Genomic DNA, 21,387 nt, shown 5'->3' with positions numbered 1-21,387 from the left:
TGCCAGTACAAAGGCATTAACAACCAATAAAAAAGGCCACCTAGCGGTCGCCTCTTTATTACTCTATGATATGCTGCGTTAGCGTGGTACCAACAAGCGGTTGTGAACCTCTTGTTCAAGTTTGGTCAGGCCATGACTACGTCCACGCTCCATAGCAGTATCCATCTTGCGCCCACGCAACCACCCTGCACGTAGAGCAATCGCAGCCCCTACTCGATTGCCTGATCCGCAGTGCATGGCAATCTTTTTATTATGGTACTGACGCAGCACACTATCAAATGCCAATATTTTAAGCTGCTTTAGCTCTACTGCACCGCTGATAGGCAGATGCTCATAGTGCATGTTTGCACGCTCAACTGCAGCAGCTTCATCAAAACTCAACTCATCATCTGGCTGCAAGTTAATCACCAAGTCCACACCCGCTTTTGCTAAGGCAGTGACTTTTTCTTCATCCAGCGCACCGCATACGATCGTATTGGTGTCCGGCCGAAAATAAGGCTCAAGAATAACAGACAAATCGACCCCATTGTCAGGGTCATTCTCAACTGATTGATTTGTATGCGTCTCGCTACTTTTTGAATCTAGGTTCTGTAAAGTCATAATAGTAAGTGTGTTGGTTGAATATTGTGGTGAAGATAAGGCATCTGTGCGTTATTTGCTGTCGCTATTCAAGGTTACGACACCCGCCAAATGTGGCTTGCTATTTTTGGAGCTATACAAGCCAAAATCACAGGTATCGCCGACACTTTCAAGCTGAGCGACTGGCTGCGCAATAAGCTCTACTTCTGCTGGCAAAAAGATCGGTAACTTGAAAGAAACATCAACGGTATAAGCATCAGGTAGCTCATCCATCAAAGCAAGACACTTGGCTTTTGACCACATACCATGAGCAATGGCTTTAGGGAAACCAAAGGCACGCGCTGATAATGGATGTAGATGAATCAAATTAAAATCACCTGATACAAAGGCATAACGGCGACCAATATCCTCTGGTACTTCAAATATACTATGCACGTCGTTTTTGCCCACTTCTGGCTTCACCGACACTGGACGCGGCTTACTCTTTTTGTTTTTGCTACTGGTCGTTTTTTTGCTGCGTGATAGATATGTTGACGTCCCTTTCCAGATCACCTCATCCTCTGACTTGACAGTAGTGACAAAGTCAAACTGCTGACCTTGGGTATGATCGCGCAAATTATCAAACGTAACCGACATCGCTACAGTCTCACGTTCACCGATAGGACGGTATTGCGTCACGCTATTGTCAACGTGTACCAGACCCAACATCGCAAACGGAAATGGCTCTTTGACCATCATATTCATCTGTAGGGCTTGTGATAGTACCGAAAAATACGTCGCGGGTACTTTACCGTTATCAGCAAAACCGCAAATTTTACGATAATCATTTAGATTGTCCTGATCGATATGCAAGTCATCGACGTAATAAGTCGCCTGCGGCAGCTGATCTTTACTGACTTTGCCACTGTTACCAATAGGTAGTAAGCTTTTGACGATATTGGCATAGGTAGTGTGCGCTTTTGGCAACGCATCATAATGGGTATCTGACATAAGTAAATCCTAAATGTGGCTTGAACAAGTTTTTTAACGTCTCTAAAAACATTTTACACTGATCGGCGGGCACTTATTATCAAATCCTTGAATAAGCACTTTGTCCAATCAATGTTGTAAGTATCTTTAGTAGCAAAAAATAGTTTGGCTGATGGTTCTGTTTTTATCATAAAAAAGCCACCCGTGGGCAGCTTTATTACAATTTATCAGCAAATATTTCGTAAGCATGTGTGTGACAAGTCAGAAATCAAGCATGCAATCGTGACGCTACTCTGTTCTTATTTGCCACATAGTCTCACTAATAAATCAATATTATGCGCCAAGTAAGCTTTGACCACAAACACGAACTGTGTTGCCATTTAAGCCCCCAGAAGCAGGCGAAGCCAACCATGCGATGGTTTCAGCCACATCTACAGGCAAGCCGCCTTGGCTCAATGAATTCATGCGGCGACCAGCTTCACGAATCGCAAACGGAATGGCTTCAGTCATCTGTGTCTCGATAAACCCTGGTGCCACAGCATTGATAGTCATGCCTTTAGCATTGTCTTCTAGCTGGGTTGCGGTTGCATCAACTAGGCCAATAACGCCCGCTTTAGAAGTCGCATAGTTGGTCTGACCCATGTTACCAGCGATCCCTGAGATCGATGATACACAGACGATACGCGCATTTTCTTTTAACACATCGTTATCAAGTAGATAGCGGTTTAACTTCGCAATGCTGCCCAAGTTGATATCGATGACCATATCCCACTTTTTTTCATCCATTCTGGCCAATGTCTTATCACGAGTCACGCCAGCATTGTGAATGACTGCATCCAGACCGCCACGCTTTTGCGCGGCATCTGCGATTTCTGCACCAGCGTCATCACTTGTGATATCTACGGTTAACGTAGAGCCACTGATTTCACTGGCCACTTTTTGTAGGTCAGCTTGCTGCTGCGGTACATCAAGACAGATCACATGTGCGCCCTCACGAGCCAAGACACGAGCGATGGCTTCGCCAATGCCACGACTTGCCCCAGTTACTAGCATGGTCTTGCCGCCTAGAGGCTGATTCCAATCGACATCGACTGAGTCGCCTTTACTGACGCGTACCACTTGTCCTGAGACATAAGCCGAACGGGCTGATGTAAAGAAACGCAGGGTTGAGTCTAGATTTTGCTCAGCTCCCGTCTCTACATAGATAAGCTGAGCTGTAATGCCACGTTTGAACTCTTTACCTACTGATTTTACAAAGCCTTCTAGTGCACGTTGTGCCATGGCTGTTTCGATATCACTGATGTCCTCTGGCGTACGGCCGATGACGATCACTCGACCTGATTTTTCAACGCGGCGCGCAACGCTATGAAAAAACTCGTAAACTTCTTTTAGCTGATCGGCATTACTGATATTGCTGGCATCAAAAAGCAATACCTTGAACTGATCATCACCACCAGTATTGGCTTTTGCCTCAACGCCTGCATCTGCAAGGGCGTCTTTGACATCATCACGGCTATTTACATAGACGTCTGCATGAAGCTCTGACAAAATGCGCGCCACAGACTCACTAATGCTTTTGTCATCACCGTCAGCACGGCCAACTAATACACTACCACGAACCAAACGCTCGCCACTTTCAAAGCGATCAAGCGTCGTTGGCATTGGTAAACCTAAGTTCTTAGCAACTTTTTTGCCAATAGAAGATTGAACAAAATCACCATAGCGGTCTGACATAATATATTCCCTCTAAATAATGAATGGTTGAAATAATAGTAAACACTGAATGTAATGCCTCTATTATATAGACTCATCGACATTGTAATTATTGATATTTAGTAAATCATTTTAAAACTAGCCTAACTATACACTTCCCTTAGAAGCATGTCCAAAAACAGATGATGTCTACAACAATCTGTAAACAAGTCAGTATACAAGCCAGCAACTTTTTGTAGGGTTACTAGCAATAGCATTGTGTTAAAATGAGACCTATAAGTTATAGTAATAACACTTATGCATAACAATATATTATTAAATACGTTGTTATGCAATGTTAGCGCCCGATACTGATCCGTCTACTGACGCCATCGGCATTATGTGCAAATCTATGAGTGCAGCGCTATGAGCGAACTTACGATAAGTGTCATACGGTTTGCTAAAGATATACATTAAACCAGTAAAAAACGCCTTATCATGTAAAGCTATATTAAGTAACAAATGACAATATCGGCTTTTTGCCAAAAATGACTTTACCGATCTTTTAATTTTACCTGCAATTTTTCTGCCCATATTTTTTAAGGATAATATTATGAGTAATAAAAACAACCACCCCGACAGCCCAGTTGTAGAGAGCACCGTCGTCAAGACCAGTGATACAACCTCACAAGAAACGGCTACTAATAACGAAACTGCTGACACTAAAGTCAACGACACAAAGACAGATAGCACACAAGCGGAAAACACAAAAAAAGAAGCGCCAGCTACTAAAAAATCTGATGCTAAAGACACTGATACCAACGACTCAGATACTAAAAATACTACTAGTAAAAAAGTAGATGAAGAAAAGGCAGACACTACTGCTCCTAAAAAACCTGCAACAGCGACCAAGAAAACAAGTAAAACCAAACCTGCTACAAACCAGAATCGTGTGGCAATCTTAGGTGGTAACCGTATTCCATTTGCTCGCTCAAATGGCTCATACGCTGACGTCAGCAATACAGATATGTTGACTGCTGCTCTAGACGGCTTGGTTGAGCGCTACAACTTACAAGACGAAGTCATCGGCGAAGTGGTCGCTGGTGCCGTTATGAAGCTAAGCCGCGATATCAACCTGACTCGCGAAGCAACATTGAACACAGCGCTGAACCCACACACACCAGCCTATGATATCTCACAAGCGTGCGGAACTGGCCTACAAGCGACCTTTGCTTCTGCGAACAAAATCGCACTGGGTGTTATCGATTCAGCCATTACAGGCGGCGTAGATACTACTTCAGATGCGCCTATCGCTATTGGTGATGGTCTGCGTAAAGTACTGATCAAGCTTGGTGCCGCCAAAGACAACAAGCAACGCCTAAAGGCATTGATGGGTCTAAATCCAAAAGACTTGATTGACTCACCGCAAAATGGCGAGCCGCGCACTGGTCTATCGATGGGCGAGCATCAAGCGATTACAGCACTTGAGTGGAACATCACTCGTGAAGCTCAAGACGAGCTTGCCTTTAACAGTCACAAAAACCTAGCACGCGCTTATGACGAAGGTTTCTTTGATGACTTGATCACCCCATACAAAGGTCTGACTCGTGATAACAACTTACGTCCAGACACCACGCTAGAGAAACTGGGTAAGCTAAAGCCAGTATTTGGCAAAAAGAACGCCAATCCAACGATGACTGCTGCCAACTCAACGCCACTGACTGATGGCGCATCTTGTGTCCTATTGGGTACTGATGAATGGGCAAAAGAGCATGGTCTAAAACCACTGGCTTATATCGTGCACCAAGAGACAGCAGCGGTAGACTTTATCGGTAAATCTGGTACTACCGAAGGCTTACTCATGGCACCCGCTTATGCGGTACCGCGTATGCTTGAGCGTGCGGGCCTCACGCTACAAGACTTTGATTTCTATGAGATTCATGAAGCGTTTGCCTCACAAGTGCTATCGACACTCGCCGCTTGGGAAGATGAGACATTCTGTGAAGAGCGCCTAGGTCTTGATGCGCCACTAGGCTCGATCGATCGCAGCAAGCTAAACGTGAATGGCTCATCACTAGCAGCAGGCCATCCATTTGCCGCGACCGGTGGTCGTATCCTAGCCACCGCCGCAAAACTACTTGACCAAAAAGGCTCAGGCCGTGCGCTAATCTCTATTTGCGCCGCTGGCGGTCAAGGCGTGACTTGCATCTTAGAAAAATAAGTTCGGTAAGTAACGAATGAAAATGAGTACTTGATTCATCATTTTTATCAGCTCATCTATTCTCATAAAAAATGCCCTTTAAATAAATAGTTAAAGGGCATTTTTTATTGTCTGTACTTTGCTATGATAGAAACGACCTAGATAGTAGCCTCTTAAAAAAGCTGACACGCCAAACAAAGGTAATATTTATGGGTAAGACAGAATTTCTACTTAAAAAAAAGTTTCTATTAAGAAAAATGAGACAAATTATTTTTGGCTCTGATAAATTGGTAACGACAAAACCCATTACAACCACAGACTTTCAATCACTCACCACCAAGGAGCAATTAGATCAATACGACCGAGAACAAGCCATCTTGGCTGAGCGCATCGAAAAAGACATTCTAGACGATGAGCTACGTCGAAAAATGCATCAAGACCTTATCGATACCTACGATGAAGAGCTAGAAAACGAAATAGATGACTATGCACGTGACTTTCGCTTCAATGGTCGTGAGATGAGTGAGCAAGAAAAACTGGATCGACGTACCTATTTCCATGAGTTGGTACGATTGCAGCGAGAACTTATCAAGCTGCAAGACTGGGTGGTTGCAAATGGTGAGCGTATCGTCGTTATCTTTGAAGGGCGAGATTCTGCGGGTAAAGGGGGCGCTATCAAACGTATTACCCAAAGGCTAAATCCACGCGTGTGCCGTGTTGCCGCCTTACCTGCTCCTACTGACCGCGAGCAAACCCAGTGGTATTTTCAGCGCTATGTGGCACACTTGCCAGCCGCAGGTGAGATCGTTTTGTTTGATCGTAGTTGGTACAATCGCGGCGGTGTCGAGCGCGTCATGGGCTTTTGTACTGATGAGCAATATGAGGAGTTTTTCCAGTCAGTGCCAGAGTTTGAACGCATGCTTGTGCGATCAGGCATTCGCTTGGTGAAATACTGGTTTTCTATTACTGACGATGAGCAGCATGCACGCTTTATGAGCCGAATATACGATCCGCTAAAACAGTGGAAACTCTCGCCGATGGACTTACAATCCCGTAGGCGCTGGGAGGATTATACCAAAGCAAAAGAGACCATGTTTGAGCGCACTCATATCCCTGAGGCCCCGTGGTGGGTGGCTGAAGGCAACAATAAGAAGCGCGCTAGGCTCAACTGTATTGCACATCTGCTCGACCAGATTCCTTATAAAGAGATACCTCGTGAGGAAGTTGAATTGCCCAGTCGCAAACGTGATGACGAATACTACCGCGAGCCTATTCCTGATGATATGTACGTACCGCCGCGCTACTAGCACTCACGGATATATATCCTAAAAAAAGCCTTATACAGTTATAAGGCTTTTTTATTAATCATACAATATAGCCATGATGACCATCGATAAAGACGCCTAGGTCTTTGGGTTAAGTGGTATGGGCTACATGGTATAAGTGGATTGCAGGCTATCTATTTTACCAGCCAATAAACGCTCAACTTCGTTCTTGATTCGTTGTCCTGCGATATCACTACCAATTTGCACAGCAAAGCCTGCTGGTCGACCGCTCTGCGTTTTGGAGTTGATCCAAACAACCTTACCATTCATTGGCAAACGCTCACTAGAGTTGGGCAGTGTGACAGCAATAAAAACTTCATCACCCAATTGCTGCGGCTGATCAGAGGGCACAAACAAAGCGCCATTATTCACAAAAGACAGATAGCTGGCATACAACGTTTCGATAGTCTCAATATGGCAGGTTAAAATCCCGCCGCGTCCTGGCATTGCCATAATCAGCTTCCTTTATCAATTGGGTCAAATATATTTTTATAAATGATTATAAGAATATAAACAAAAGCGATTTATATCAATAAGTTCCAATAGCTCACAAAGGCTATGTCACCACTCCTACAAGCAGGCCAATTCTTGCATTAGCTTATCATAGGCAAATTTTTCTTGCACATTTTGTTGCAGTGCAATTTTGGTCTGCTGCAAACTATCGCCGAATACTTCTAGGTTGAGATCATCGGGTTGATAAGATACTAATGCTTCTGATAGGTTGATATCTGTTTGTAATTCACTCAGTCCTAGGCAGATGCGCTTTATGTCTAGGAGCATCCGTTCAGACAGTTGAATAAACTCTTTAATACTCAGCTGTTTTTGCCAATAATCACTTGCCGCTACGCTACTACGTTTACCACTTCGCAGCGCTTGCCATGTGGTCAGCCATAGGGAACGCTTGCTGTACCACGGTGCCTGTGCCAATGCTACCGCAGCGAGAGGTGCGCCATTTGCTAATTGTATCAACTGCTCAATCGCCATCTTACTGACGGCTTCACGATTGATGGTATGACCGAGCGCCTGTGTCACATAATCGATAGCAACAGCGGGCTCAATAGTCTGTAATGCCAGCTGTTGTACACGGCTCTTGATGGTCGGAAGCAGCTGAGCAGGCGTGTCACTGATTAAAAATAGATGAACTTGTGCTTGTGGCTCCTCCAAGGTTTTGAGTAACGCATTGGCAGCGGCGACGGTCATTTGCTCAGCATGATCTAACACACAGATGCGCATCCCTTGCCCGCCTTGATAAATAAAAGGCTGCAAGGCACGAATGTCATCCACTTTGATTTTAAGCGCGCTGTTGCTTGTGCTCTTGGTGGCTTTTTTGTCTTTTGCGCTGCTTGATTTGTCTTGGAGGGTGTCGCTATCCGCATTGATTGGCATACTCACGATTGGCAGCACTTGCAAGCTTGGGTGAGTACCCGACTTGAGCCATTGACAACTCTCGCATGTGCCGCACGCCCCTAATGGGCTCGTACCTCGCTCACGGCATAACAACCAAGCCACCAACCGCCATACAAAGGCGCGTTTACCCATTCCCTGCATACCAGCAGCGAGCAATGCATGCGGCAAGGACTGCTGCGTCAATACTCGCTGAGTCAATTGCGACCACAATGTCTGTTGCCATGGCAATAAGGGCGCAAAATAGATACTATCTGAACGCTCTTGCGTGTCTACATTTGCTGTCAGATCATTCATAGTTATAGCTCTATTGGCTCTATCACGTTTTTAGATATTTAGGATGCAGCACGCTAACGATACTCTGGATAATGTGCGAGCGCTTGCTCAAACCATTATTTAGCAGGGTTTTGAAAATCAGCTAAGCTCATGGCATTTAAACGGTCTAGATCTTCTTGTGTATCAACACCAGCCGGCAGCTGACAGGCGGCCTCTGCAATGGCGATAAGCTTACCGTTTTCTAGCACTCGTAGCTGCTCTAGGCTTTCAAGCTGCTCAAGCGGCGTCTGTGGCCACGCAACAAACTGCTGTAATAGACTAACGCGGTAAGCATATAAACCCAAATGACGATATGCATTCTTCGGTGGCTGCCTTTGATTGTCATCCGCCAATACGACATCACGATCACAAGGGATTGGTGCGCGACTAAAATAAAGCGCGCGCTGCAAATTGTTCGTATGTTGGCTGACTACCTTTACCACAGAAGCTCGCTGGAACGTATCGTAATCATCGATAGGCTCACAGAGTGTCGCCATGACGCTGGCCTCATCCGCTACCAAAAGCGCCTGTACCTGCTCAAGCAGTAAGGACGGCACAAGCGGCTCATCACCCTGCATATTGACCACAATATCATGATCAACCCAGCCTTTGATAGCCGCCACTTCCGCCAAGCGGTCAGTGCCTGAGGAATGCTCGCAACTTGTCATCACAACATCAAAACCGGCATCGATACAGACCTTTGCAATTTGCTCATCATCAGTTGCAATACACATATCGTCAGCGAAGGTTGCTGTCTTTGCCTTTTCAGCCACCCAAAGTATCATCGGTTTGCCATGAATGCTCAATAATGGCTTACCGGGTAATCGTGTGCTCTTAAAGCGTGCAGGAATCACAATATGGGTTTTGGCAGGTGTGGTGACAAGCGACATGGTTTATTCCTAAAAATTGTGGTTCAGTTTGACGTATTGACCATTATCTATGATAGCGTTTGTGTACTAACATCAAGATTAGCCTCAACACCCAAAGCTTTTAATTGCTGGTTTAGATGATTATAACAGTTATCGGATAATACGGCCGTCACAGGCAAAACCCACAACCTGCTAATGAGTTCTGCATACTCATCACTTGATGCTTGCTCCGCCGTATAGTCTAACAACAATGCTTTTATTTTTACCGCATCTTTGGTGGTGACGACGATAGGATAATCGCTATGTTGCAACAGCTCAGCCAAGCTAAAGTCGTAGTGATCAGGATAAGGGTGGCCCACCACGTCAAAACCAAGAGACTCTAACGTATCAAAAAAACGCTGTGGATAGCCAATGCCACTGACCGCATGTACTTGGCTACCACTGGTAGGAACGGCTCTATTTATCTGGTTTTCAGATGAGATAAGATCCCCTAAATGTTGCAGCCTATCTGCTTGCAAATGCATGCTCAAGCGCTCAGAAGGGTGTGAGTTTTTACTATTTTCATGATAATGCGACAAGTCTGTTTTTGGCTTGTCATGGTAAATGACACTAGCGCCCTTTAAGCGTGACATTGGCTCACGCAAAAAACCAGTTGGTAGCAGTTGTCTATTACCAAAGCCACGCGCGGCATCTACCACAATCCACTCTATATCCCGCTTGAGCGCATAATGCTGCAACCCATCATCAGCAATAATCAACTGCACATCAGGCGCAGCATTCAACAGGGTAGTGATTGCTTGCTGACGATTGGGGCATACCGCCATGGCCGCACCTGTCATCTGCACGATTAGGCATGGCTCGTCCCCTACCGCGTGAGGCCTGCTAGTTGTACTCACCAACGCTGGCATTTGAGTGGTATCACCGCCATAACCGCGGCTGATGACGCCGACTTTTATGCCTCGTTTTTGCAAGTGATTGACCAAGGCGATAATTAACGGTGTTTTGCCGCTACCACCTACACTAATATTACCAATGACCATGACAGGTACGGGTGCGCGATAACTTGATAGTAGCCCAGTTTTATAAGCGTGACGACGCAGCATCGTGATCAACCCATAAAGCCAGCTAATAGGTAGCAGTAGCCATAGCCAAAGCGCTTTACGCTGCCATGCACGGGTGACTGTTGTCTCAATGCTCATGGATAATTGCCATTCACCTATCGATTTGATTTTGCATTATGAAAAATAGTTCAATCTGAAGATATCTCAATATGCCAGCAATTAAAGCGGCTCTACCAAAGTCTATTTAAAATCTCGGGCATACATTTGCGCATAGTGCCCTTGCAGCGCCATCAGCTCAGCATGTGTTCCAAGCTCAACGATTTGACCACCATCCATCACAGCAATACGATCTGCTGATTCAATGGTCGTTAAGCGATGCGCGATTACCAATGTCGTTCGGTCTTTCATCACGTTATCAAGCGCTTGTTGAATGTAGTATTCTGACTCATTATCAAGCGCGCTAGTGGCTTCATCCAAGATCAAAATCGGCGCATCTTTTAGGAGCGCACGAGCGATAGAGAGTCTTTGACGCTGCCCACCAGACAATTGCAACCCTTCAGCACCAATCTCGCTTTGATAGCCATTTGGCATTTTCATAATAAAATCATGAGCAAAGGCATCTTTTGCCGCTTGCTCAACCTCAGCTTGGCTCTTGTTGGCCAATCCCCCATAAGCAATGTTATTAAATACTGTGGTATTAAATAGTACAACCTGCTGATTCACCATCGCAATTTGTGCGCGCAAGCTCTCTAGCTTAATCTGGTCTATCGGCACACCATCTAAGGTAATTTGTCCTGAAGAGGTTTCTAAAGTACGCGTTAAAAGGTTCACCAAGGAAGACTTGCCCGCACCGCTTCGTCCTACTAATGCAACCGTCTCGCCTGCTTTTATATTTAACGTAAAGTCACGCAGAGCAACCGTCGAGTCTGGATACACCAAGCTGATATTATCCAAGGCCATTTGCCCTGACAGCGCCCTACTGATTGTGCCTGTATCTTCTTCTTCAGGCTCATCAAGCAGTGCAAAAATCGACTCACCAGCAGCAATACCTTTTTGCAGTTTTTGATTGACATCAGTCAGTGAGCGAACCGGCTTACTCAGTAAACCCGCCGCTGCAATATAGGATATGAACTCTCCTGCTGAGATATCATTGATAACCGAAGGTCTCAGCGCAAGCCACACCACAACTGACATGGCTATCGCCATCAATAACTGTACCAATGGCGTATTGATGCTATTGGTAACCACGACCTTCATGCCTTGGCGCAGATTCTTTTTCGATGTTTTATCAAAACGCTCGGCCTCATATGCTTGGCCGCCGTAGTTTTTTACGACCTGATAGCCACCGATGACCTCATTGGTAATATGGCTCACACTACCCATCGTTTTTTGAATACCTTTGGAAAGCTTGAGATAGCGTTTAGAGGCGATGCGAATAAGCCATAATATAGGCGGCAATACCACAAACAAAATCAGGGTCAAACGCCAATTGCTATATAACAAAAATCCTATCAAAGCCACAACGGTTAGACCATCACGTAACAAGGTTTTCATTGAGTCTGTACTGGCCGCTGTGACCTGTTCAACATCGAATATCAGCTTTGATGAGATAGTACCTGCTGGATTGGCAAGATAAAATGAGCTTGGCAAGCGCAGCAGCTTATTAAAAACCTCTACTCGTAGCTCATAAACCAGATTTCGTGAAATCAAAGCAGAATAGTAATTACCCAAAAAGCTACCCACACCGCGAACTAAAAAAAGCATAATAATTAGAACGGGAAACCAATCCCTTTTACTCTGATCACTTTGCTTGATCGCATCAGTAATATATTGCAATAACTTCGCTGTCCCAATCTCGGTCGATGCATTAATAGCAAAGCCTATAATAGTCAACAGCAATGCCCACCAGTAAGGTTTTAAATACCTTAATAGACGTAGTAAAGTCTTATGCTTGGGCGTAGTCGATGGTTCCGCTGATGATTTCTTAGCAGACGTTTTTGGGTCAGATTGATATGTTTGGCTCATAAAAGCCTCAATGTAGATGTCATGACATGAATGGGCTGTGCTTGTCACACAGTTTTATAATAGTGATTGTATGGTAGTGATCAAGCGGCAAATATTATGGTGGTAAGGGTTGTCCAAGTGGCACAACCGTACTGATGTTTAGGTTTAAAAACCCAAGCTTTCCAGCAACATCCATCACGCGTACGACCGATTGATGGGTAGCATTGGCATCTGCGGCGATGACAAATAACATATCTCGGTTACTGCCCGCTTCTTGCTGCAACATACTAATCAATTCAGCCTCATTGCTACTGGCAAGCGTAATACCATTAACCAAGTAACTGCCATCTTCTTGTACAGCCACTTCGATACTGTTTTGTTGCTCTGTTTGTGCCACACCCTCAGCTTCAGGAAGGATAATATTTAAACGACTAAAATGATTAAAAGAAGTAGCCAGTAGCAAAAAGACGATTAAAAATAATAAGCAATCAATCATGGGTGTCAGATTAATTTCAAGCGGCTCCACAGTCGGTTTTCTAAAACGCATATCACTCTCTTTCATTTATCTGCTGTTCATGGGCATGATATTTTGGCGATAGATTATTGTACCGCTGGTACGCTGTGTTTATCTGCATCCAATCTGTCAGCGGCACGCTCATCAGCAGCTGTCATGCGAGTAGCGGGCAGAGTATGAGTATTTTCGAGCAATTGATAATCATACAGCTCTTGAATCATCAGTCCTGCTTGAGTCTCGAATTGTGCATTGATATCGATGATACGACGCTGAAAGTATCGATAGGCGACAAGCGCTGGAATCGCCACAATCATACCAGCAGCCGTGGTAATAAGCGCCTGAGACACACCCGCTGCGAGCATCGTTGGGTCTTGCATCGCGCCATCAGTAATCGCTAAGAACGATGAGATAATACCCAATACTGTACCTAATAATCCAAGCAGTGGAGCGATAGCACCAATCGTCCCTAACATATTAATGTTTTTTTCTAGCTGGTGGACTTGTACGCTAGCACGATTCTGCATATGCATGGTCATAGACTCTAAGCCATACTGACGATACAGTAAGCCTGTCGCCAAAATATCACCGAGCGCTGTCTTTTCTTTGACATTCATCAATTGTGTGCGACCGATATCACCATTTTCACGCAAGCGTGTGATGAGCTGTTCACGTAGTCTACTGGGCACGATTTTGCTGAATTGTAGCGTGTGGCTACGCTCAATGATGATGACCAACGCCAATATAGAACAGACGACGATAGGCGTCATTAGCCAGCCGCCTGCTTTTACCAACTCCCACATACTTATTCTCTTTTTTGCAAAAATAGTTGTCACACAAATAACTTAGCAGCCAAACTGGTAATGCCAACAAGCTCATAAATAGGCAATGCCGACTCGCAAAATTGCTTATTAGAACAAAGCTGCTTATGATACATCAGCTCATTAAAAAGGGATTTAGGCTTGGGCTTCTATGTGCTTAATAAGAGCAGCCAGCTGATCTTGGCTATGGAAAAAAATCTCGACACTACCCTGCCCGTCTTTCTTGTGCTTAAGTTTCACCTCAGCACCGAGCATGTCTGTCAGTCGTTGTGTGAGGCGCTCCGCATCACGAGACTGTGTCTGTTCGACACGGCTGGCTTTAGGAGCAGGCTGTAAGATCGATTTGACCAGTTTCTCAGCTTCGCGCACTGTCATGCCGCCATCGATAATTTTTTGCGCGATGATAGGCTGCTGATCAGAGGATAATGCTAAAAGCGTGCGGGCGTGACCCATATCTAGCGCATTGTTTGCTAAATGGTCTTTGACGGTATCATGCAACTGATTGAGTCGTAGCAAATTCGATACCGTCGTCCGCGCCTTGCCAACGACCTCAGCTATCATGGCATGACTCATACCAAACTCAGTATGAAAGCGCTGTAATGCGGCAGCCTGCTCGATCACCGATAGATCTTCACGCTGGATATTTTCAATTAATGCCAATGCAATAGCAAGCTCATCAGATAACGCGCGTTCAATCGCTGGAATAACTGCCTTTCCTGCCATCTTAGCCGCACGCCAGCGGCGCTCACCAGCGATAATCTCATGAGTGACAAATGCCTCACTCTTATCTTCATTGGCGAGCAATGGACGAATAACAATTGGCTGCATCACGCCATGCTGTTCAATTGACGAGGCCAGTTCTGCAAGCGCTGTTTCACTCATATCACGGCGCGGTTGGTATTTGCCTGCTTGTAGACGTGTCACATCGATTTGTACAAGGCTGATTTGATCTTCTTGCGTGCCTACTTCAGCATGGTGACCACGAGCTCTACCAGCAGTGGACTTGCTCACAGTACGCGATGTACGAGTTTTATTATCACTAACAGTATCGCTATCAGTGGTTTTTTCCATGGGTTTTTTAGCGGTTTTGGACGCAGTAGCATTGGCACTTGTAGCATCGACAAGCGCATTGCTCTCTAGCGTTTCAGCAGGCACAGCCATATCACGTGCAGCCATATCGTCTTGCAAGGCAGAGGCGGTTATTTGCTTTTCTTTCTTGATTGACCCTAATAAGGCGTCTAAGCCTCGATTGGCAGCCAATCCTCTTTTCTTCGCCATGATTACCTATCCTCTAACGCTAAAATAAAAGCCAATTGATTGTTGCTGCGGCTTACTAAATACCATGTTAAGTGCCCTGTTGTTCAAAAGCGCTTATAAAAAAACTAGCCGCTTTGTTTCATCACTTCAGCGGCCAATTTTTGATAGGCGCGCGCGCCTTTTGACCATCTCTCATAAGCAATCACTGGTAGACCATGTGCGGGTGCTTCTGCCAAGCGAATATTTCTTGGTATATGTGTGTTGTACATGATATCGCCAAAGTGCGCTTCTAATTCAGCAGATACATCACGAGCAAGTGTATTACGCGCATCAAACAATGTTCTGACAACACCGCGAATATACAGCTTAGGATTTAGCTCGGTAAGTCGCTCAATGGTTTGCGATAAATCTGCTAATCCCTCTAATGCATAATATTCACACTGCATTGGGATAATCACACTATCAGTTGCAACCAAGGCATTAATCGTCAGCAGATTCAAACTGGGTGCACAGTCTATAATCACGTAATCGTATGGCGGCTGTTGCGAGGATGTCTGCGCATCAACCAGATTTTTCATCGCCGTTTTGAACAGCTCGTGACTGTCCGTTTTACTCATCAACGTGATGTCCATACCAGCCAAATCACGATTGGCACCGATCACATCAAACCCTGCAGGACTGGTCACAATGGCCTCAGATAACGATACCCCGTCCAATAATACATCTGCTATGGTAAGCGACAGCTCGTTTTTGTCGACACCCGTACCGCTGGTTGCATTGCCCTGTGGGTCTAAGTCAATCAGTAGTACGTGCTTGCGCTTAGCAGCTAAACTGGCGGTCAGGTTTACCGCCGTCGTGGTTTTGCCCACGCCGCCTTTTTGATTCGCAATTGCTATGATTTCCATACACTCACTCAATTTTATTAAGGTCTATTACTGATTTTTCTTTTTACTGATGGTTTATATGAGGCGGCTTTTGCCTATTTATCCTGTACTGCGCTACTGGCTCAATGTGTCACCATGAGGCGTCATGTCTAAAGCGTATATTCTATAATAGTTTGATCAATTGTTATCTATACACTGCAAATGCTTTTAAATACTATGCCATTTAGGTACAAACGTAAACTGTGTTTCACAAAAAAGAGTTTTTGTTTCATGACTGGGAAGTACTTGCTATTCAGATGTTGTTATCAGACATTTCAATCAAATGACGACTGTCATGCAAGCGCGGGACGGTTAGCTTAATTGTCTTGATATGCCAATCGCTATCGAGCGCTTGTAGCTCCTCATCGCTTGGCACTTTACCCTTCATAGCACACAAATAACCACCCTCTGCCAATCTTGGCTGTGCCACCTCTACAAAGTCAATCAAACTGGCAAACGCTCTAGACGTCACCACATCGTAGCTGGCGTTGTGCGCTTCAATACGTGAAGCAATGGGCTGCATATTACGTAAGCCAAGCTCGCTACTGATTTGCTTAATAAATCGAATCTTTTTCTGATTGCTATCAAGGGCGGTACACTGACGCTCAGGCTGACAAATCGCAATAATCACCGCAGGCAACCCTGCTCCTGTACCAATATCAAGCAGTGAGCCTGTTGGCAAGTGCGCTATAATAGATAAGCAATCAATCACATGTTTGATCAGCGCCTCTTCTGGATCGGTGATGGCGGTCAGATTATACGCCTTATTCCACAACAAAAGCTGGTCTAAGTACAACAATAGCGTGCGCTGCTGCTCATCACTTAGGGATAAACCTAGCTCCTTTACCGCTTGTGCTAAGATATTAGCCAGCGTTGGTAATTGTGAGCCAAGCTTTACAAAGCCAGTCGGATCAATACGGGTATGGCCCGTGCTAGCAGACGACGAAGAGGTTTTAGCAGAAGCTGACATACAACGAGTTATCCAGATTTGACATGTGAACCGACTATTTTATCATGCAGTCTGCTCATTGAATAGTTGCAGATTGCGCCAATGTGGGACATCTTATACTATCTGCACGGTTTGTGAGGCGTTATTCTACTTTAATAGCGCAAAACTTCCGCTTAATTTATGCTCCAGTCGCCTATTGCTATATAGTTATCTCACCATGATACAAAAGTATGCTCAATGATTTCGCTAAATTGTGGCCATATCTTGTAAGATATTCTGCTTGATTATAAAAATCCAAGAAGCGCTTTTTTATAATACCGTACTGCTTCTTTAACTCTGTTACTATTGCTAAGATGATCTCTCAAACGCCTATGACCGAACGACCCTACCCCATTATGTCTCAAATATCAAAAGATCTGAGTAATATGATATCACCGACCGCTGACTCAAAAGACGATAAACAAACTGCCTCTAGCGCCCCAAATCCTATCTTTACTGAGGTTCAAAAAAATTGTCGCATTTCAGCTGAGCAGCTCAAGCGTTATAGCGATCCTGATGAGCTACCTGCCGACACACGTACTGCGCCTGACTTAGATGTGGGTTTTGGTCAAAAGCGTGCGCTCAAAGCGTTACATACTGCGCTAGATATCAAGGCAAGTGGCTATCATGTGTTTGCCGCAGGTGAAAACGGTTTGGGCAAGCGTACTATTATTAGCCGCCTGCTGACTCGTATTGCCGCTGATGCTCCAACGCCAGATGATTGGGTTTATGTACACAACTTTACAGATCCCCGCACGCCAAAGGCTCTGCGCCTGCCTGCCGGTCAAGGGGCTGCTCTGCAACAGCAAGTCGCTCACTTATGGCAACAAGCCAAAAAGCGACTGAGCCAACGCTTTCGTAGCGACCAATACCAAAGTAAAATCGAAGCGATAAAAAACAATACACATCAAAAAGAGAGTCATGCCTATGATGCGCTGAATGCTGAAGGCAAACAATATGACCTCGCCTTGACGTTTCGCTCATTTGATAACAAGGCAGTTTTTGTCCATCCCAGTCAGCTACCTACAGAACATGGCGCAGAGCACAAAACGACGGCAGCGTCATCCCATGATGAGAATCCAGCAAAAATCAATGATGATAAAAACTCTGATCTTATAGATCCAAATGAGAGTCACCATGATAATGGTCAAAATAGCCGCTCAGATTCTGTATATGGCAATAGCGAATACGAGGCGGAGCTAAATAACTTTGTCCAAAAAAACCACATGCAAAAGCGTCTCAGTCAGCTAACCATTGCGTTAGAGCAACTAGAAGACGAAGCCAACGATGCGATTGAATCTCTGCACCGCAGCATTGCACGGCGGGCGCTACAGCCTTTGTTTGCGCCCATTTATGAGCAGTTTACCGCGTATCCACTGGTTGTTGATTATCTAAAAACTGTGTTTGCCGATATGGTTACTCATGTAGAAAATATCGTCAATGGCGATGACGATGAGTTTGTGACGGCCGTACTGGCTGCAACACCAAGTCGTTATGCCGTCAATGTGATTGTCAGCCACGCGCCCGACAGTGGCGCACCCGTTGTCTTTGAGGACTTGCCAACCCATCTAAACTTATTGGGTCATGTTGAGCAAATCACTCAATTAGGAACCGTAACGACTGATGTCAGTATGATTCGCGCAGGTGCCCTACATCGTGCCAACGGTGGTTATCTATTGTTAGAAGCCAGCCATTTACTTGAGCACCCTTATGCATGGCAAGGCTTAAAACGTGCTTTACAGTCACGCAAAATCAAGCTCTCAAGTCTTGAGCAGATGCTAACCCTAACGGGTAGCTTGTCTTTGTCACCTGCGCCCATTGATCTTGATGTCAAAGTTATCTTACTAGGCGAAGCGGACTTGTATTATGAGCTACTAGAGCTTGAGCCTGAGTTTGATGCGGTGTTCAAAGTTCGTGCAGACTTTCATGACGATGTGACACGTACCAGTGCGCACGAGTTGGCATTGGTTGCAAAAATGGCCGACATCATCGATTATGCTGATCTCTATCCGTTCGATAGTAGCGCTCAGGCCACATTGCTTGAGCATTTAAGCTTACAAGCAGAAGAACAGAACCGCTTAAGCCTACATAGTGACTTACTCATCAAGCTACTGCATGAATCCAACCGTCATGCGCGTTTGAGTGGGCAAAACATGGTCACCGCCGATCATGTCATTCAAGCAATTAACGATATGGATGAGCGCTCAGGATATTTACGTGATTTGTATTGGGACGAGCTCAAAAATGGTCAACAGCTCATTGAGACACAAGGCAGTGCCGTAGGACAGGTCAATGCTTTGACTGTCGTCAGTTATGCTGATAGTGAATTTGGTATGCCTGCGCGTCTTACTGCCGTTATTCAGCCTAATATTGGCGCGGGTGAGATCCTCGATATTGAGCGTGATGTGGATTTGGGAGGCAGTTTGCACGCTAAAGGGATGCTAATCATGACCAGCTATCTGCGCGCATTATTTAGCCAACACCATGCCCTAAACTTTAGTGCTTCGCTTGCGTTTGAGCAAAGCTACGCTCATATCGATGGTGATAGCGCCACTGTCAGTGAAGGTTGCGCCCTACTCTCAGCCTTAGCAAATGTGCCCATCGATCAGTCTTTTGCGATCACTGGCTCAATGAACCAGTTGGGTGAAGTACAAGCGGTTGGCGGTATCAATGCCAAAATCGCTGGATTTTTTGATGCTTGCCGTGAGCAAACACTGACAGGAAAACAAGGCGTGGTTATTCCAATGGCCAATGTCAAACAACTCATGCTGCGTGACGATATCATTGCCGCTGTCAAAGATGGTCATTTTCATATTTATGGTGTCTATACCTTGAGTGAGGCGCTCACATTGATGACAGGTCTACCCATCGATACCATGAATAAAAAAGGTCGTTATCGTAAAAATACGTTGTTTGGCAAAGTCTTGGATCGTCTGATGCTGTGGGATGAAAACCAAGATGGTGAGGATGAGATTGAAGACAAAGAGTCAAAAAACAAAGACAAGAAAAAGCGTAAAGCCAAGCGCCAAAAAAAAGAATCCAATAGGAAAAAAGATAAAAGCCAAGACGAACGCAGCGATACTGAAAGCGGTGATCAAGAGACTGATAAGGCCGCACAGCTTTAGGCTATTTTATTTGGCGACAACCATTGATGGGGCGTAAACGTATACCAACGTCCCTAGACGCTACGATGGTTTTCTGCGATGATAAACCGCTCAACAAAACCTGTAGAACCATGATTTATGACTTCATAAAGGGTATCTCTTCATGACTATACATCCCACTAATGCCGACAACATCCAAGCTCAGTCAGACGCCGATGTGCCAGTGACTGCACCAGAAGCGACAGAGCGAGATGCGCTAAAAGAGACCAGTGACAATCGTCATGGAGCGGCGACCACTGCTCGTCAATGGCAAGTATTGTCACAGTTACAACGCAATCGCTGGGTCGGTACCACCCACATTTATGAACAGCTGATGATGGCTGGTTTTGATATTAGCTTGCGTACCGTACAACGTGATCTGAACGCGCTGGCCAAGCGCTTTCCTATCGAAAAGAACAACGCCAACCCGCAAGGCTGGCGCTGGAAAGAAGATGCACCGCTGCAAAGCTTGCCGCATATGAACCTCTCGCAAGCAGTTGCTTTTAATATGGTCGAGGCCAATCTCACTCAGCTATTGCCGCCTGTCATTTTAGATGAGCTGTTCCCCTGGTTTGACTTGGCAAGACGACAGCTCAAAAACAGTAAGGTGACACACTCATGGATAGACCGCGTACGTATCGAGCCTGCGACCCAGCCGCTCATTGCCCCAGACATCGACTTAGACAGCAAAGACAACATTTATCATGCGCTGTTCTATCAGTTGCAAATCAATGCCTGCTACACTCGCAGTAACAAATCAGAGGCAAGCGAATATACTCTAAACCCCATTGCCATTATCCAACGTGGTGTGATTATTTATCTGCTGGCGACTCGTACCGATGACCCCGATGCCACCATTCGTACCTTTGCGCTACATCGATTTGATCGTGTTGAGATTTTAGAGAGCGCCGCACAAACACCAGAGGACTTTCAGCTCGATACGTATTTGGATGAAGGCAGTATGGGCTTTAGTCATCCATTATTTGGTGAGTTGGCTGAGCGTGGTAAAAACACAGCAGTTGAGCTAAAATTTACCCAAAAAGCAGGCCGAAGCCTGACTGAAAGCAAGTTGAGCGATGATCAAACCGTTACGTTAAATGATGACGATACCTTGACGATAAAAGCAACCGTCAACCTAACCTCACAGCTGGTATGGTGGTTACGTGGTTTTGGCAATGGATTATTGGATGCCAAGCCTGCGCTACTCTATCAGGCAGTACTTGACGAACCTCAGCCAACGAGTGACGGGCATTTAGACTAGGGCGTGTTGGACATTCGACCATGGCACTGACAGCGACTATTTTTTAGGCGATTCGAGGTTAAAAA

At 45.3% G+C, this 21,387-nt stretch carries 17 protein-coding genes; 4 read left to right on the top strand and 13 right to left on the bottom strand.

The genetic code is table 11. The features are described from left to right. Positions 1–78 precede the first annotated feature (78 nt). From L0G63_RS08040 to L0G63_RS08030, 3 genes are all read right to left on the bottom strand, one after another. Positions 79–600, bottom strand: coding sequence for a sulfur transferase domain-containing protein (locus tag L0G63_RS08040; protein ID WP_301450177.1), 522 nt, complete (start codon positions 598–600; stop codon positions 79–81). Between the two features lie 51 nt (positions 601–651). Continuing rightward, on the bottom strand, positions 652–1,569 hold the full coding sequence (locus L0G63_RS08035) for a MaoC/PaaZ C-terminal domain-containing protein (protein WP_301450176.1): 918 nt from the start codon (positions 1,567–1,569) through the stop codon (positions 652–654). A gap of 312 nt (positions 1,570–1,881) precedes the next feature. After that, complete coding sequence (locus L0G63_RS08030) at positions 1,882–3,282, bottom strand: 3-oxoacyl-ACP reductase (RefSeq protein WP_301450175.1); 1,401 nt, start codon at positions 3,280–3,282, stop codon at positions 1,882–1,884. Positions 3,283–3,853: 571 nt separating this feature from the next. Between L0G63_RS08030 and L0G63_RS08025 the strand changes: the two genes are divergently transcribed. Next, complete coding sequence (locus tag L0G63_RS08025; protein ID WP_301450174.1) at positions 3,854–5,461, top strand: acetyl-CoA C-acetyltransferase; 1,608 nt, start codon at positions 3,854–3,856, stop codon at positions 5,459–5,461. A 236-nt stretch (positions 5,462–5,697) separates the two neighbouring features. Next, positions 5,698–6,747: a polyphosphate kinase 2 gene (gene ppk2, locus L0G63_RS08020; RefSeq protein WP_301450173.1), complete on the top strand. Its 1,050-nt coding sequence runs from the start codon at positions 5,698–5,700 to the stop codon at positions 6,745–6,747. 123 nt (positions 6,748–6,870) lie between these two features. On the opposite strand, the gene L0G63_RS08015 is transcribed toward ppk2, so the two are convergent. The 10 genes from L0G63_RS08015 to rsmG all read right to left on the bottom strand — a co-directional run bounded on the left by L0G63_RS08015 (position 6,871) and on the right by rsmG (position 16,900). After that, positions 6,871–7,218, bottom strand: a complete 348-nt coding sequence (locus L0G63_RS08015) for a PilZ domain-containing protein (RefSeq protein WP_075107792.1) — start codon at positions 7,216–7,218, stop codon at positions 6,871–6,873. Between the two features lie 117 nt (positions 7,219–7,335). After that, positions 7,336–8,466, bottom strand: coding sequence for a DNA polymerase III subunit delta' (locus L0G63_RS08010; RefSeq protein ID WP_301450172.1), 1,131 nt, complete (start codon positions 8,464–8,466; stop codon positions 7,336–7,338). Positions 8,467–8,561: 95 nt separating this feature from the next. Continuing rightward, on the bottom strand, positions 8,562–9,374 hold the full coding sequence (gene kdsB, locus L0G63_RS08005) for a 3-deoxy-manno-octulosonate cytidylyltransferase (RefSeq protein WP_301450171.1): 813 nt from the start codon (positions 9,372–9,374) through the stop codon (positions 8,562–8,564). 47 nt (positions 9,375–9,421) lie between these two features. Beyond that, the gene (gene lpxK, locus L0G63_RS08000; protein WP_301450170.1) at positions 9,422–10,552 is read right to left on the bottom strand and encodes a tetraacyldisaccharide 4'-kinase; all 1,131 of its coding nucleotides are present in this window, start codon (positions 10,550–10,552) and stop codon (positions 9,422–9,424) included. Between the two features lie 102 nt (positions 10,553–10,654). After that, the gene (gene msbA, locus L0G63_RS07995; RefSeq protein ID WP_301450169.1) at positions 10,655–12,439 is read right to left on the bottom strand and encodes a lipid A export permease/ATP-binding protein MsbA; all 1,785 of its coding nucleotides are present in this window, start codon (positions 12,437–12,439) and stop codon (positions 10,655–10,657) included. Positions 12,440–12,533: 94 nt separating this feature from the next. Beyond that, positions 12,534–12,965: a biopolymer transporter ExbD gene (locus L0G63_RS07990; protein WP_301450168.1), complete on the bottom strand. Its 432-nt coding sequence runs from the start codon at positions 12,963–12,965 to the stop codon at positions 12,534–12,536. Between the two features lie 53 nt (positions 12,966–13,018). Continuing rightward, the gene (locus L0G63_RS07985) at positions 13,019–13,732 is read right to left on the bottom strand and encodes a MotA/TolQ/ExbB proton channel family protein (RefSeq protein ID WP_301450167.1); all 714 of its coding nucleotides are present in this window, start codon (positions 13,730–13,732) and stop codon (positions 13,019–13,021) included. Positions 13,733–13,885: 153 nt separating this feature from the next. Further along, on the bottom strand, positions 13,886–15,028 hold the full coding sequence (locus L0G63_RS07980) for a ParB/RepB/Spo0J family partition protein (protein WP_301450166.1): 1,143 nt from the start codon (positions 15,026–15,028) through the stop codon (positions 13,886–13,888). Positions 15,029–15,132: 104 nt separating this feature from the next. Beyond that, a complete protein-coding gene (locus tag L0G63_RS07975; RefSeq protein WP_301450165.1) occupies positions 15,133–15,912 on the bottom strand; it encodes a ParA family protein in 780 nt (259 codons plus the stop codon). A 271-nt stretch (positions 15,913–16,183) separates the two neighbouring features. Next, entirely contained in the window at positions 16,184–16,900 is a 717-nt protein-coding gene (gene rsmG / locus L0G63_RS07970) for a 16S rRNA (guanine(527)-N(7))-methyltransferase RsmG (protein WP_301450164.1), read from the bottom strand. Positions 16,901–17,250: 350 nt separating this feature from the next. Here rsmG and L0G63_RS07965 point away from each other — a divergent pair, with 350 nt between their 5' ends. Then, positions 17,251–20,043 (top strand): ATP-binding protein, encoded by a 2,793-nt coding sequence (locus L0G63_RS07965; RefSeq protein WP_301450163.1) that lies wholly within the window; start codon positions 17,251–17,253, stop codon positions 20,041–20,043. Between the two features lie 142 nt (positions 20,044–20,185). Beyond that, positions 20,186–21,322, top strand: a complete 1,137-nt coding sequence (locus L0G63_RS07960; protein WP_301450162.1) for a YafY family protein — start codon at positions 20,186–20,188, stop codon at positions 21,320–21,322. Positions 21,323–21,387 lie beyond the last annotated feature (65 nt).

Origin of the sequence: Psychrobacter sp., assembly GCF_030454045.1 — a bacterium.
GTDB lineage: Bacteria > Pseudomonadota > Gammaproteobacteria > Pseudomonadales > Moraxellaceae > Psychrobacter.
The sequence above is the reverse complement of the archived record's forward strand: the minus strand, read 5'-3'. Positions and strand labels throughout refer to the sequence as shown.

What these genes read in the sequence shown, in the direction of transcription:
- L0G63_RS08040 (WP_301450177.1), bottom strand. Translation starts at nt 600, where the DNA reads ATGACTTTACAGAACCTAGATTCAAAAAGTAGCGAGACGCATACAAAT.
- L0G63_RS07990 (WP_301450168.1), bottom strand. Translation starts at nt 12,965, where the DNA reads ATGCGTTTTAGAAAACCGACTGTGGAGCCGCTTGAAATTAATCTGACA.
- L0G63_RS07975 (WP_301450165.1), bottom strand. Translation starts at nt 15,912, where the DNA reads ATGGAAATCATAGCAATTGCGAATCAAAAAGGCGGCGTGGGCAAAACC.
- L0G63_RS07985 (WP_301450167.1), bottom strand. Translation starts at nt 13,732, where the DNA reads ATGTGGGAGTTGGTAAAAGCAGGCGGCTGGCTAATGACGCCTATCGTC.
- msbA (WP_301450169.1), bottom strand. Translation starts at nt 12,439, where the DNA reads ATGAGCCAAACATATCAATCTGACCCAAAAACGTCTGCTAAGAAATCA.
- rsmG (WP_301450164.1), bottom strand. Translation starts at nt 16,900, where the DNA reads ATGTCAGCTTCTGCTAAAACCTCTTCGTCGTCTGCTAGCACGGGCCAT.
- ppk2 (WP_301450173.1), top strand. Translation starts at nt 5,698, where the DNA reads ATGAGACAAATTATTTTTGGCTCTGATAAATTGGTAACGACAAAACCC.
- L0G63_RS08030 (WP_301450175.1), bottom strand. Translation starts at nt 3,282, where the DNA reads ATGTCAGACCGCTATGGTGATTTTGTTCAATCTTCTATTGGCAAAAAA.
- L0G63_RS07965 (WP_301450163.1), top strand. Translation starts at nt 17,251, where the DNA reads ATGACCGAACGACCCTACCCCATTATGTCTCAAATATCAAAAGATCTG.
- lpxK (WP_301450170.1), bottom strand. Translation starts at nt 10,552, where the DNA reads ATGAGCATTGAGACAACAGTCACCCGTGCATGGCAGCGTAAAGCGCTT.
- L0G63_RS08025 (WP_301450174.1), top strand. Translation starts at nt 3,854, where the DNA reads ATGAGTAATAAAAACAACCACCCCGACAGCCCAGTTGTAGAGAGCACC.
- L0G63_RS07960 (WP_301450162.1), top strand. Translation starts at nt 20,186, where the DNA reads ATGACTATACATCCCACTAATGCCGACAACATCCAAGCTCAGTCAGAC.
- L0G63_RS08015 (WP_075107792.1), bottom strand. Translation starts at nt 7,218, where the DNA reads ATGGCAATGCCAGGACGCGGCGGGATTTTAACCTGCCATATTGAGACT.
- L0G63_RS08010 (WP_301450172.1), bottom strand. Translation starts at nt 8,466, where the DNA reads ATGAATGATCTGACAGCAAATGTAGACACGCAAGAGCGTTCAGATAGT.
- L0G63_RS07980 (WP_301450166.1), bottom strand. Translation starts at nt 15,028, where the DNA reads ATGGCGAAGAAAAGAGGATTGGCTGCCAATCGAGGCTTAGACGCCTTA.
- L0G63_RS08035 (WP_301450176.1), bottom strand. Translation starts at nt 1,569, where the DNA reads ATGTCAGATACCCATTATGATGCGTTGCCAAAAGCGCACACTACCTAT.
- kdsB (WP_301450171.1), bottom strand. Translation starts at nt 9,374, where the DNA reads ATGTCGCTTGTCACCACACCTGCCAAAACCCATATTGTGATTCCTGCA.